The sequence below is a fragment of the Arcticibacter eurypsychrophilus genome (assembly GCF_001730525.1).
GTDB lineage: Bacteria > Bacteroidota > Bacteroidia > Sphingobacteriales > Sphingobacteriaceae > Arcticibacter > Arcticibacter eurypsychrophilus.
Genome location: NZ_MDFN01000010.1, coordinates 1 through 12,255 on the forward strand (window position 1 = coordinate 1; position 12,255 = coordinate 12,255).

The window sequence follows — 12,255 nt, forward strand, 5'->3', positions numbered from 1 at the left end:
ACTAATCCCGGTTTTACCGGACAACAATATATGCATATATAATTAATTTTAATCTTTGTATCTCTTATATGATTTCTAATTACTAGCAATGCCTGTTTAAAAGAATATGAAAAGAAAAATACTTTTCATATTCTTGTTCTTTAGATATGATAAGTTACAACCAAAAAAAGTAGCTTTTCTGAATAAATATTTACATTTCCTTTAAGCTCTAGGATGAAACTTTATTATCTATTAACTATCACCATATATTTTTTATCATTTTTTAACTCATACTCACAAGAGAATGATAGTTTAAAAGTGGATAATCTTAATTCCTTAGGATATAGGATCCGATTAACAGATCCTGGGCAAACTATTCAATATGGGAAAAAAGCCTTAGGGATTGCTAATAAAATTCAATATTCTAATGGATCGGCCGAGGCTCAAAGAATATTAGGCATTGGATACTTTTATATTTGGAAAAACGAAAAGGCGTTGAAATTCTTTCTTAACTCTTTAAGTATTTTTGCCAAAAATAATTATGAACCAGGACTTGCTAAAGTCTACAACAATATTGGGAATCTTTATAGAGAGGTTGATCCGGAAATGGGTCTAATGTATTTTAACAAATCTCTTGTTCTAGCAACTAAACTTAAAATGTCAGACTTAATAGCTGGTTTATATATGAATATCGGAATTATATATTTCAGACAACATAAATTTAATTTAGCTTTAAATTATCTAGATAAGGGCTATAACATGTTTAGTCTCCTAAAAAATTCAATCGGAATCACTCAGGCGCTGCAAAATAAAGGAGTGATTTATTTTAACCTAAAACAAACTGATTTAGCAGAAAAACTTTTACTTGAAGCAAATAAAAATGCTAAAGAAAATGAATTAAATAATACGGTAGCAAGTATAAACCTTACTTTGACATCTATTTATATTGACCGTAATGATTTTGTAAAAGCTGAAGCTTCATTGAACGAAGGGAAAGCATATACAGAGCTTGTTAAAGACCCAAAGCTATCACAAGATTATACCATTACAGCTTATCAACTTGAAAGGAAAAGAAAAAACTATAAACAAGCACTAGTCTATCTTCAGGACGTTTATACACAGGATAGCATTACATTCTCTAAGCTAGAATCACAAAAAATAGGTCTTCTCCAAGAACAGCAACGCCACCTCGAAAGAGAAAAGCAAACCCTAATTCTATTAGAGCGTCAAAAAACAGACCGAATAATCTTTTGGGCATCAGCTATTGTACTCTTCCTCTTAACTGCACTTGTTCTTCTCCTTACCTTTAATGTTAAAAAGAAAAACAAAACGAACAAGCAACTTCAGTCCCTTAATGATGAAATTTTCCTCCAGAAAGAAAACCTCAACAGAATCAATCACCACTTGGAAGAAATAATTACAGAACGAACACTTGACCTTCAAATTAAAAACAGCAAGCTTTCTGCGTATTCTTCACATCTATCGCATCAGATACGAAGCCCTATAGCAACCATGAAGGGTTTAATGTTATTGGAAGAGGACAAGCTTATTGGCAGTGAAGAGTTTATTGAGGAAGTTGGCAAGTGCATAAATGATATTGATGATAAGATTAAAAACATCAATATCAACTTACATCGCCTTGATAATAAAGGACTTTAGCTTTTTATTAATAAAGATTTATATAGTCAAAGATTCTGCCCTCATTTTTTATAATTTTGCTAATTCATAAAAAGGATCAGGTTTTGGAATATTTAGAGGGATTGAATCCATCACAAAGAGCAGCAGTAGAGCAGACAAAAGGACCGGTAATGATTGTAGCGGGTGCCGGATCTGGAAAAACAAGGGTGATCACCTTTCGGGTGGCCCATTTGATAAGATCAGGAGTCGACTCCTTCAATTTACTGGTACTCACCTTTACCAATAAGGCGGCAAAGGAAATGCGCAAGCGTATTATTGAGTTAGTCGGCCCGGAAGCTAAAAACATATGGATGGGCACATTCCATTCTGTATTTGCAAAAATATTGCGCGTGGAAGCTGCGAAAATAGGTTACCCGACAAACTTTACGATTTACGATACAGACGACAGTAAAAGCCTCATTAGAGCCATACTGAGAGAGCAACAGTTGGATGATAAACTATACAATGCTAACTTTGTATACAATCGGATCTCATCTGCAAAAAACAATTTAATTTCTGCTCCTGAATATCTAAAAAATGCGCAGATCCAGTCCGAGGATACCGCAACAGGCCGGGGTCGCTTAGGTGAAGTTTATCAGATCTATTCTCAGCGCTGCTTCAAAGCTGGTGCAATGGATTTTGATGATATTCTTTTCAAAACAAACGTTCTGCTTAGAGAACATCCCGATGCCCTGTATAAATACCAGAATAAATTTAAATATCTGATGGTTGATGAGTACCAGGATACGAATTATTCACAATATCTGATCGTCAAGAAATTAGCAGCAATTAATGAAAATATCTGTGTCGTTGGTGATGATGCACAAAGCATCTATGCCTTCCGCGGAGCAAACATTCAAAACATACTCAATTTCGAAAAGGATTATCCTGATTTAAAGGTATTTAAACTAGAACAAAACTACCGCTCAACTCAAAATATTGTAAACGTTGCCAATAGCATCATCGCCAACAATAAAAACCAACTGAAGAAAAATGTCTTTTCTAAAAATGAAGAAGGTGATAAAATAAAAGTGGCCAGAGCCTTTAGCGACAATGAAGAAGGAAAGATCGTTGCCGAAAGTATTCTTCAGGAACGTGGAGTAAAGGGTTTAAAGTACAATGATTTTGCCATTTTATACCGTACTAATGCGCAATCGCGTTCCATGGAGGAAGCCCTAAGAAAACTTAATGTTCCCTATAAAATCTATGGCGGTCTGTCATTCTACCAAAGAAAAGAAATTAAGGATCTTATTTCTTACTTCAGACTCACGTTCAATTCTAATGACGAAGAGGCGTTAAAAAGAGTTATAAATTATCCAAAAAGAGGAATAGGCGATACTTCTATGGAAAGAATTATTATCGCTGCTGATCAACATAAAATCACTCCTTGGAAAGTAATTTCTGACGCTGGGAGATTCCTCGAACAACGATCGGCTACAGCTATTGGCAACTTCGCCATTATGATTCAAAGCTTTCAAGTAATAGCAAAAAACCAGACCGCTTATGAAGCGGCTCTGCATATCGCTCAACACTCCGGATTGCTGAAGGATCTATACACCGACAAATCTGTTGAAGGCCTTAACCGATACGAAAACATACAAGAATTATTAAACGGGATTAAAGAGTTTAGTGAACGTGAAGATATCGAAGACCGTGGTCTGGATATTTTCATGCAGGATGTAGCTCTTTTAACTAACGATGATAATGACAAAAATCCGGATGCGGATACAGTTTCTCTCATGACCATCCACTCCGCTAAAGGGCTGGAATTTCCTCATGTATATGTAGTAGGGCTGGAAGAAAACCTGTTTCCTTCCCAAATGTCAATCAATTCAAGGGCTGACCTCGAAGAGGAAAGACGACTGTTCTATGTCGCTATTACCCGTGCTGAAAAGAAACTGACTATTTCTTATGCTACGTCCAGATATCGTTGGGGCACACTTACCAGTTGCGAGCCCAGTAGGTTCCTGGATGAGATCGATGCACAATTCCTCGAACTTGAATTTAAAAACCAACAGAAGCCTACTGATAAAAATCCATTTTTTGACGATACATTAGCCCCTGGCAAATCTGCTGATACATTTTCCAAGATTAAACCCAATTCGGGTATTATCAGAAAGACCACATCTATGCTGCCTAAAGCGCATATACCGAGCGAAGGTTTTGCCCCTTCTGATATATCCGGGCTACAAGTTGGCATGGAAGTTGAACATGAACGCTTTGGTTATGGCAAAGTAATTAATATTGAGGGTAATAAATCTGATATTAAAGCAACTATATTTTTCAAAGAGCTAGGACAGAAACAACTTTTGCTTAAATTTGCTAAACTTCGTATAGTAATCTAATATTTATTACTACTATTGAACAGTCTGACTGGGAACCTTCCCTCCAAAAACAAAACGACTAGAATGACATTTGACTATAATAGTACAAGGAGCAAATTAATCCTTGCAGAATACGGCAGAAACGTGCAAAATATGGTTGCTCATATTTGTACCCTTCCTACTAAAGACGAAAGAAACCGCCATGCTTTGGCAGTTATTGACCTCATGGGGTTTTTAAATCCACATTTAAGGGATGTAGCTGACTTTAAACATAAACTGTGGGATCATCTACAAATCATTTCCGACTTCAAGATAGATGTGGATTCTCCATACCCTATTCCAACAGCCGACGTTTTAAACGTAAAACCAGAAGCTCTGGCTTATCCACAGAAGAGAATTCGTTATAAGCATTACGGAAAAACAGTTGAAGTCCTCATTGCTCAGGCTAAAGAAATTGAAGATCCTGAACGGAAACAACTCATGGTGCAGTCTATTGCGAATTTCATGAAAATGGCTTATGTCACATGGAATAAAGACTCGGTAACAGATGAAACAATCATTCAAGATTTAAAAGAGCTGTCTAACGGCGAACTTGCTCTTGAAGATAATGTAAACTTGAACAAAGTTGATGTCCGCCCCGCTCCTTCAAGCATCCGGCCTAAAGGTATGCAGAAGAACAACCTTCAAAATAACAAAAACAGACAAAACTCGAATAACCGAAATGGGAGTAACCGTCCTAAAAACCCGGGAAAACGCTATTAACCTGTAAAACTAAATATCCAAGGCATGAATGCATTTGAAATTAACGGAGGCAAGCCTCTGAAGGGAGAAATTATTCCTCAAGGTGCCAAAAATGAAGCATTACAGGTTATTTCAGCTGTCCTTTTAACTGAAGAGAAAGTTACTATTAGTAATATCCCTGATATTGTAGACGTCAATAAACTCATTGAACTCTTAGGAGATCTCGGTGTTGCAGTTGAACGTTTAAGTAAAGACACCTATACTTTCGAAGCGAAGAATATCAATCTTGATTTTTTTCAATCCGAACATTTTAAATCCAAAGGCGGTAGCTTAAGAGGCTCTATTATGATAGTAGGTCCTTTATTAGGACGGTTTGGAAAAGCAGCCATTCCTAAACCCGGTGGAGATAAGATTGGCAGACGCAGATTGGATACCCATTTTCTTGGATTCGAGAAACTTGGTGCAAAGTTCAACTATAATGCAGACACCAGTTTTTTCAATGTGGATGCTACAAATTTAAAAGGAGCATACGTCCTGTTGGATGAAGCCTCAGTTACCGGTACTGCCAATATTATCATGGCTGCTGTTCTGGCTACAGGGACTACAACCATATACAATGCAGCCTGCGAACCCTATATTCAGCAACTATGTAAGATGCTAAATAGAATGGGTGCCAAGATCTCAGGAATAAGCTCCAATTTAATCACTATTGAAGGCGTTAAAAAGTTAGGTGGCACTGAACATCGCTTACTGCCCGATATGATTGAGATTGGCTCCTTTATAGGCCTTGCGGCTATGACAGGCTCAGAGATCACCATCAAAGATGTCCATTATGAAGAATTAGCTATAATCCCTGAAGTCTTTAAGCGATTAGGTATTCAGTTGGAACGCAGAGGCGATGATATTTACATCCCTGCCCAGTCAAACTATGAAATTGATACCTTTATTGACGGATCTATATTAACAGTTGCCGATGCACCATGGCCAGGTTTCACTCCCGACTTACTCAGTATTGTCATTGTTATAGCAACTCAAGCAAAAGGCAACGTTCTTGTACATCAAAAAATGTTTGAAAGCCGCTTATTCTTCGTGGATAAACTGATTGACATGGGCGCCCAAATAATCCTTTGCGATCCGCATAGGGCAACTATTATTGGCTTAAACAAACAGGTAAAACTACGAGGAATTGAAATGACCTCCCCTGATATAAGGGCTGGTGTAGCTTTATTAATAGCCGCCCTTTCCGCCAATGGAAAATCTATCATTCACAATATAGAACAGATTGAAAGAGGCTACCAGGATATTGACATTCGTTTGAGAGCTCTGGGAGCTGATATCAAACGAATCAACATCATGCCAAAATCGCATTAAGCATTTTAAGGCAATAACGTAAATAAAGAAAGGCTACTTCATACTTGAAGTAGCCTTTCTTTATTTATTGAGAATTTCAATGTGGATTATATCGTTGTTAATCAATATCTGATGGAAGATATTATGGATGGCCCGCCTTATATTGAATTTAGTGTAAGATCAGAGATAGTCTGAAAACTTGTACTAATCCTAAACCGACATCGCACTAATAATATCGAATTGCGTTATTATTTCCATTTTACCATTTTCATATTCCAACAGTACCGCCGTATTATCCTTACTAATCAATGACGAAATTTTTTCTATTGAAGTATTGATATCCACAAAAGGAAAAGGCTTAGTCATCACCTGCGAAATCTTATAAGACTTAGCAGCAGGATTTTCCAATAGCGAATTCAATATATCCGTCTCCGTTATTTTCCCAACAACCATCCCTTGTTGAGTAACAGGCAACTGCGATATATTCAAAGATTTAATCGTATTAATTGCTTCAAGAACCGATTTATCCGAATCTATGGTTACAATCTCCTGATTATCTCTATTATGCAATATTGATCTTGCGGTTAGTTTTTCATCTTTAAGAAAACCACGCTCTCTCAGCCAGTCATCATTGTACATCTTACCTAAATAACGTGTACCATGATCATGAAAGATAACCACAACCAGATCACCTTCCTTCAACTGATCTTTCATCTGCAACAAACCAGCCACTACTGATCCACAGGAATTACCAGCAAAAATACCTTCCTTACGGGCAATCTCCCTGGTCATCAGTGCAGCATCCTTATCTGTTACCTTTTCAAAATGATCAATTACAGAAAAATCAACATTCTGCGGCAAGAAATCTTCCCCAATTCCCTCTGTAATATAAGGATAGATCTCATTTTTATCAAAGATCCCGGTCTCTTTATACTTTTTAAATACAGATCCATAAGTATCAATTCCCCAGATCTTAATATTAGGATTTTGCTCTTTCAAATATTTTCCAGCACCCGATAATGTTCCTCCTGTACCAACCCCGGCAACCAAATGCGTGACCTTTCCATTAGTTTGTTGCCAAATCTCCGGACCAGTTTGTTCGTAATTGGCCATAGAATTTGACAAATTATCATATTGATTCGCCTTCCATGAGTTTGGAACCTCCCTTTGTAACCTCGATGAAACGGAATAATAAGACCTTGGATCTTCAGGGTCTACGTTAGTAGGACATACAATCACTTCCGCACCAAATGCACGCAACGCATCCACTTTTTCTTTTGATTGTTTATCTGTAGTAGTAAAAATGCACTTGTATCCCTTTATTACGGCAGCAATGGCCAAACCCATTCCTGTATTACCTGAAGTTCCCTCAATGATTGTTCCCCCTGGTTTCAATAACCCTGCCTTTTCAGCATCTTCAATCATTTTAAGCGCCATCCTATCTTTAATTGAATTGCCAGGATTACTGGTTTCAATTTTAGCCAGAACAGTAGCTTTAATACCATCAGTTACCTTATTCAGTTTAACAAGAGGGGTATTCCCAATAGTTTCCAAAATGTTATTGTACCACATAGAGCAAAAGTAATAATTATCTATTAAATCAATAGGCTAAGCAAAATTTACAACAAATAGATGACTTACCAGGGAAAAGACCTCTGAGCTTCTTATTCAATCAATCTGGTTTTATAAAATACCCTTAAAACTTCAGATGCTTAACAGTTAACCCATTATTAATCAACTGCCTTAAAGAATCTATTCCAATCTTTAAATGTGACTCAACAAATTTCTCTGTCACTTTTGAGTCACTCTCTGTAGTCTTCACTCCTTCCGGAATCATCGGCTGATCCGAAACCAGCAATAAAGCACCCGTAGGAATCTTATTGGCAAAACCGGTTGTAAACACAGTAGCTGTTTCCATATCCACTGCCATAGCACGCAAAGTTTTTAAATACTTCTTAAAATTCTTGTCGTGTTCCCAAACTCTTCTATTTGTCGTGTAGACAGTACCGGTCCAGTAGTCGCGGGAATGATCCCTGATAGTAGTAGAAATCGCCTTTTGAAGCGCAAAAGCAGGGAGTGCAGGAACTTCTGCCGGCATATAATCGTTCGATGTACCTTCTCCTCTAATAGCAGCGATCGGAAGTATAAGATCTCCGATACTATTGTTTTTCTTTAAGCCACCGCATTTTCCTAAAAACAAAACTGCCTTAGGCTTAATTGCACTCAACAAATCCATCATCGTTGCCGCCAATGGGCTTCCCATTCCGAAATTAATAATGGTAATACCATCCGCTGTAACGCTCTGCATAGGTTTATCCAGACCCATTATAGGAGCGTTATCGTGCCATTCAGAAAATAACTGCAAATATTTAGAAAAATTAGTTAAAAGAATAAATTGAGAAAAATCACCCAAAGGACGTCCTGTATATCTTGGAAGCCAATTGTTCACAATCTGCTCCTTAGTTTTAAGTCCCTTCCGAATAGGGCTTTCTACTTCCTTAATTTTCTTGGCTTGTTCTACCAGTTCACTATCCTTTTTTACCTCTTTTTCTTCATTCATAATTTTAGGTTTATGATAAAAAAACCCCGAATCTCTTCGGGGTTTCTCTTATGCTACTTTAAGCTTTTTTATATCCGTTTTAGCAAACTTTTCAAGAGCATAGCTCAACGTGATCTCCAGCCCCTTGCCTTGCCGCTTTTCGGATGGAACTTCAAACATCGCATCAATCATGATCGATTCACAAATAGACCTGAGCCCCCTTGCTCCTAGTTTAAATTCCATTGCCTTATCTACAATAAATTCCAGCACCTCTTTGTCAAACTCAAGCTTAATATCTTCATATTCAAAAAGCTTTTTGTACTGCTTAACCAGCGAATTCCTGGGTTCTGTTAATATACTTAACAATGCCCCTCTGTTCAAAGGATTAAGATGCGTAATTACCGGAAGCCTTCCAATCAATTCAGGAATCAAACCAAACGAACGAAGATCCTGGGGAGTGATATACTTATATAAATTAGTTAAATCTATATTATCATCATCCACATCATTGATCTTGTAACCTACTGTCTGAGTCCGTAAACGATTTGCAATTTTCCTGTCAATGCCATCAAAAGCGCCACCACAGATAAATAGAATATTATTCGTATTCACAGCAATCATTTTCTGATCCGGATGTTTACGCCCACCTTGAGGAGGAACATTCACAACTGTACCTTCAAGAATTTTCAACAACGCTTGTTGTACCCCTTCACCAGAAACATCCCTGGTAATCGATGGATTATCACTCTTACGGGCAATTTTATCCACCTCATCAATATAAACAATCCCCCGTTCTGCAGATGCGACATCATAATCTGCCGCTTGCAACAAGCGTGTTAAAATGCTTTCTACATCTTCACCTACATAACCGGCCTCTGTCAACACCGTTGCATCACAGATACAAAATGGTACATGTAAGATTTTCGCAATAGTTTTTGCCAGCAAGGTCTTTCCGGTTCCTGTTTCAGCAACCATAATGATATTGGACTTTTCTATCTCTATTTCATCCTTCTCCACCTTTTGGTTGAGCCGTTTATAATGATTATAAACCGCTACTGCTAACACTTTCTTGGCTTCATCCTGACCGATAACATACTGATCCAGATGCTCTTTTATTTCCATAGGCTTCATCAGCGTAACGGAAGATCCTGTACCCTTTGTTTTACGAACCGACAATTCCTCTGCCAAAATCTGGTTAGCCTGGGCAACACATTTATCACAAATGTGTGCATCCAGACCAGCTATTAGCATTAATGTATCCTGCTTACCAGATCCGCAGAAGGAACACTTAATATCCTTTGAGCTCTTACTCATTATTTACTTTGTTTTCTCCCAGCACTTCATCAATCATTCCGAACTCTTTTGCTTCACTTGCGATCATCCAGTAATCCCGGTCTGATGCATCATGCACTTTTTGATAATCCTGGCCTGAATGAAGGGCAATGATTTCATATAACTCTCTCTTTAATTTCAGGATCTCACGGGCAGTAATCTCAATATCGGATGCCTGACCCTGCACACCACCTAATGGTTGATGGATCATGATACGTGAATGCGCTAAAGCAGCGCGTTTGCCTGCAGCACCTGCACACATCAAAACTGCACCCATAGATGCCGCCATACCTGTACAAATAGTGGCCACATCAGGAGTAATATACTGCATCGTATCGTAAATACCTAGTCCGGCATATACTGAGCCTCCAGGTGAGTTGATGTAAATCTGTATATCTCTTTTTGCGTCAGTAGATTGTAAAAATAAAAGTTGTGCCTGTATAATGTTTGCGTTTGTATCATAGATGGCATCTCCCAGAAAAATAATACGATCCATCATCAACCGCGAAAACACATCCATCTGTGCCACATTTAATTGGCGCTCTTCTATAATATATGGTGTCATAGACATTGGAAGAGCACTTTTCTCTACCCTACCAATGAAACTGTCTACGTGCTGACTACCAATGCGATGATGTTTTACCGCGTATTTACGAAACTCATTTTTGTCAATATTCATTGGATTAAAGTTAATGGTCTGAATTTATATATAAAAGTATTTATGCTAATATAAGTTTTGATTAAGATTGATGGCATAAGCACTCTCACAACCATAAAAACTTAATCCAATAACAAGAACTTATTGTATTCAATGTCCTGGCTATCTAAAGTAATAACACTTTTCAGGTAATCAAATACTTTTCGTGTTTTTACTTCGTCAAAAGATTTACTTGCACTTTCCTGATTCTGTAAAAACTGTACCGTATAATCTGATAATGTCTCATCTGTAATAGCTTGCGGACTGTACATGCTCAGTTGAGCGCCTAACTTTATTTTTGCAGATTCAAATACATCTTCATATTTGATCTCTATTTGATTTTCTTTAACAACTTTGTCTGCCACCAGTGTCCATCTTAAGTTATTCGCAAAATCAGCATACCCCTTTTGCAAGTCCTCATCCGACAAATCCTTATTGGTCACTTTCAACCAACGCATCAGAAATTCATCAGGAAGCTGCATCTCGTATTTGCCAATAGTGTATTTCACAAGATCACTCTGAAATTTAGTTTCACTATTCTGCACCATCATCGCTTCCAGCTCTCCGGTAATCTTTTCACGAAACTGCTCCTCTGTAGTTACAATTCCTTCACCAAACACCTTATCAAAGAACTCCTGGTTCAAATCCGACTCATCCAGACGATTCACATTTTTAACAGTCATCTGAAAGTTAGATGTCAGATCCTTTGCATCCACTTCGTCGATCTTAAGGATCTTAGAAACCTGGAAAGAATCATGATCAAACGCCTTCTGAATATCAAACTCAATCACGTCTCCAATCTTTAAACCGATCAAACTCTTTTTAACCTCATCATTACTGACAAGGTCAATTCGTACCGAATTAGTTGCACGTATAGCATCGTCAAAAACAGAGCCATCGGCAGAAAGCTGTGTCAACTCTGCATAAAGCACATCATTCTCTGACGAAACTTCAGGGTTTGTCATTTTGCCATAACTCTTCCTGATATTTTTGATTCTGGACTCCAGTGTTTCATTATCAATTTTAATCGTATAGTAGGGAATAGAATCCTTATCCGAAAAATCCAATTCAAATGAAGGAGCCAGACCTACTTCATACTTGAACTCAAATTCATCTGATAAATCCCAGTTGTGTTTTTCCGTATCTGCATGTGGCAATGGCTGACCTAATATATTTAATTTACTGTCTGTAATATATTGTTTGATGGAATCATTCAAAAGCGTATTCACCTGATCAACAAGGATACTTTTACCATATACTTTCTTGATATGAGAAGCAGGTACCAGTCCTTCTCTGAATCCTGGAAGTTTCGCTTTTTTTGCCTGAGCTTTAATCGCTTTCTCTACACTTTGAAGATAGTCTTCAGGTTTAATGCTTATTTTAACTAATGAGTTTAAGTTATCAATTTTTTCTTCTGTGATATTCATATTATGATAATTACTTTTAGTGTTATACAAAAAATTCCCCTCGTGTAAGCGAGGGGAATTATGTGCGGAAGAAGGGACTCGAACCCCCACGCCTTACAGCGCCAGATCCTAAGTCTGGTGCGGCTACCAATTACGCCACTTCCGCATTAGGATTGTTATAAATTTGGAATGCAAAACTAGCTTTTATTT

The 12,255-nt window shown here is 37.6% G+C and carries 9 protein-coding genes and 1 tRNA gene; 4 read left to right on the forward strand and 6 right to left on the reverse strand.

Features of this window, described 5'->3' with window-relative positions:
• Nucleotides 1-213 precede the first annotated feature (213 nt).
• The 4 genes from BFL47_RS06825 (at nt 214) to murA (ending at nt 6,092) form a co-directional block, all read left to right on the forward strand.
• Complete coding sequence (locus BFL47_RS06825) at nt 214-1,638, forward strand: hypothetical protein (protein ID WP_069659062.1); 1,425 nt, start codon at nt 214-216, stop codon at nt 1,636-1,638.
• An 83-nt stretch (nt 1,639-1,721) separates the two neighbouring features.
• Nucleotides 1,722-4,001, forward strand: coding sequence for an ATP-dependent helicase (locus tag BFL47_RS06830; protein ID WP_069659160.1), 2,280 nt, complete (start codon nt 1,722-1,724; stop codon nt 3,999-4,001).
• A 63-nt stretch (nt 4,002-4,064) separates the two neighbouring features.
• Nucleotides 4,065-4,742: a DUF4290 domain-containing protein gene (locus tag BFL47_RS06835; protein WP_016195289.1), complete on the forward strand. Its 678-nt coding sequence runs from the start codon at nt 4,065-4,067 to the stop codon at nt 4,740-4,742.
• A 24-nt stretch (nt 4,743-4,766) separates the two neighbouring features.
• Nucleotides 4,767-6,092 carry a UDP-N-acetylglucosamine 1-carboxyvinyltransferase gene (murA, locus tag BFL47_RS06840; protein WP_069659063.1) on the forward strand — a complete coding sequence of 442 codons (1,326 nt, stop codon included), beginning with the start codon at nt 4,767-4,769 and terminating at the stop codon, nt 6,090-6,092.
• Between the two features lie 189 nt (nt 6,093-6,281).
• Here murA and BFL47_RS06845 read toward each other — a convergent pair whose 3' ends face one another.
• The 6 genes from BFL47_RS06845 to BFL47_RS06870 form a co-directional block, all read right to left on the reverse strand.
• Nucleotides 6,282-7,643, reverse strand: a complete 1,362-nt coding sequence (locus BFL47_RS06845; RefSeq protein ID WP_069659064.1) for a pyridoxal-phosphate dependent enzyme — start codon at nt 7,641-7,643, stop codon at nt 6,282-6,284.
• Nucleotides 7,644-7,767: 124 nt separating this feature from the next.
• Nucleotides 7,768-8,631 (reverse strand): AMP nucleosidase, encoded by an 864-nt coding sequence (locus tag BFL47_RS06850; RefSeq protein ID WP_069659065.1) that lies wholly within the window; start codon nt 8,629-8,631, stop codon nt 7,768-7,770.
• A gap of 48 nt (nt 8,632-8,679) precedes the next feature.
• Complete coding sequence (gene clpX, locus BFL47_RS06855; RefSeq protein WP_069659066.1) at nt 8,680-9,924, reverse strand: ATP-dependent Clp protease ATP-binding subunit ClpX; 1,245 nt, start codon at nt 9,922-9,924, stop codon at nt 8,680-8,682.
• On the reverse strand, nt 9,917-10,621 hold the full coding sequence (gene clpP, locus BFL47_RS06860; RefSeq protein WP_016195284.1) for an ATP-dependent Clp endopeptidase proteolytic subunit ClpP: 705 nt from the start codon (nt 10,619-10,621) through the stop codon (nt 9,917-9,919). Before clpP ends, clpX begins: the two co-directional genes overlap by 8 nt.
• Before the next feature lie 101 nt (nt 10,622-10,722).
• Complete coding sequence (gene tig / locus BFL47_RS06865; protein WP_069659067.1) at nt 10,723-12,066, reverse strand: trigger factor; 1,344 nt, start codon at nt 12,064-12,066, stop codon at nt 10,723-10,725.
• A gap of 63 nt (nt 12,067-12,129) precedes the next feature.
• A tRNA-Leu gene (locus BFL47_RS06870) sits at nt 12,130-12,211 on the reverse strand.
• Nucleotides 12,212-12,255 lie beyond the last annotated feature (44 nt).

Coding starts and splice junctions, on each gene's coding strand:
- murA (WP_069659063.1), top strand. CDS start 4,767: ATGAATGCATTTGAAATTAACGGAGGCAAGCCTCTGAAGGGAGAAATT.
- clpX (WP_069659066.1), bottom strand. CDS start 9,924: ATGAGTAAGAGCTCAAAGGATATTAAGTGTTCCTTCTGCGGATCTGGT.
- BFL47_RS06850 (WP_069659065.1), bottom strand. CDS start 8,631: ATGAATGAAGAAAAAGAGGTAAAAAAGGATAGTGAACTGGTAGAACAA.
- BFL47_RS06845 (WP_069659064.1), bottom strand. CDS start 7,643: ATGTGGTACAATAACATTTTGGAAACTATTGGGAATACCCCTCTTGTT.
- BFL47_RS06825 (WP_069659062.1), top strand. CDS start 214: ATGAAACTTTATTATCTATTAACTATCACCATATATTTTTTATCATTT.
- BFL47_RS06835 (WP_016195289.1), top strand. CDS start 4,065: ATGACATTTGACTATAATAGTACAAGGAGCAAATTAATCCTTGCAGAA.
- clpP (WP_016195284.1), bottom strand. CDS start 10,621: ATGAATATTGACAAAAATGAGTTTCGTAAATACGCGGTAAAACATCAT.
- tig (WP_069659067.1), bottom strand. CDS start 12,066: ATGAATATCACAGAAGAAAAAATTGATAACTTAAACTCATTAGTTAAA.